General features: G+C 48.7%; 1 protein-coding gene. It reads left to right on the top strand.

Going from position 1 to position 733, the window contains the following annotated elements; genetic code table 11:
• Positions 1-733, top strand: a 733-nt coding sequence (amrB, locus tag A3729_RS07050; protein WP_082882035.1) for an AmmeMemoRadiSam system protein B, incomplete at both ends; no start/stop codon positions are given.

Raw genomic sequence — 733 nt, 5'->3', positions numbered from 1 at the left:
TCGTTCTCCTGCCGTGGCAGGACAGTTTTACCCGTCCAACCCGCAGCAGCTGCGCGCTAATATTGATGACTGTATGAAAATCGCCTTGTCGGTCTTGCCAGAAGTACCGGCAGCTCAGCCAAAAGCGATTATCGTGCCTCATGCAGGGTATATCTATTCAGGTGCGGTCGCTGCCTCGGCTTACGCGAGTTTGCTACCCTATGTCGATAAAATCAAACGAGTCGTTCTCTTGGGGCCATCCCATCATTATGGTTTTAAAGGTTTGGCCAGTAGCCACTTCCATAGCTATGAGACTCCCTTGGGAATGATCGAACTTGATTACCTAGCGACCCAAAAACTTGAGCTTAAGGGGCTAGCTCAAACGCTTGACCAGGCCCACCTTCAGGAGCATAGCCTCGAAGTTCAATTACCTTTTCTACAAGCGCTATTAGGCGACTTCAGTTTGCTTCCCTTAGTTGTTGGAGATGCGGATAAGCATCAGGTTGCCAAGGTGATTGATTCCTTATGGGGTGGCGAAGATACCTTGTTTGTCATCAGTTCTGACCTGAGTCATTTTCTGAGCTACGAAGTCGCTAGTAAAAAGGATAGCAAGACTGCCGAAGCTATCGACACGCTTCAGGCAGACTTGATTGAATATGACGATGCCTGTGGCCGAAACCCGGTGAATGGATTACTTCAAATAGCACTAAAACGTGATCTGACGCCGCATCGCTTGGCACTGTGTAATTCAGGT

The sequence above is a fragment of the Oleiphilus sp. HI0043 genome, from assembly GCF_001634935.1.
Note: the sequence above shows the minus strand (reverse complement) of the source record. Positions and strands in the feature narration are given on the sequence as shown.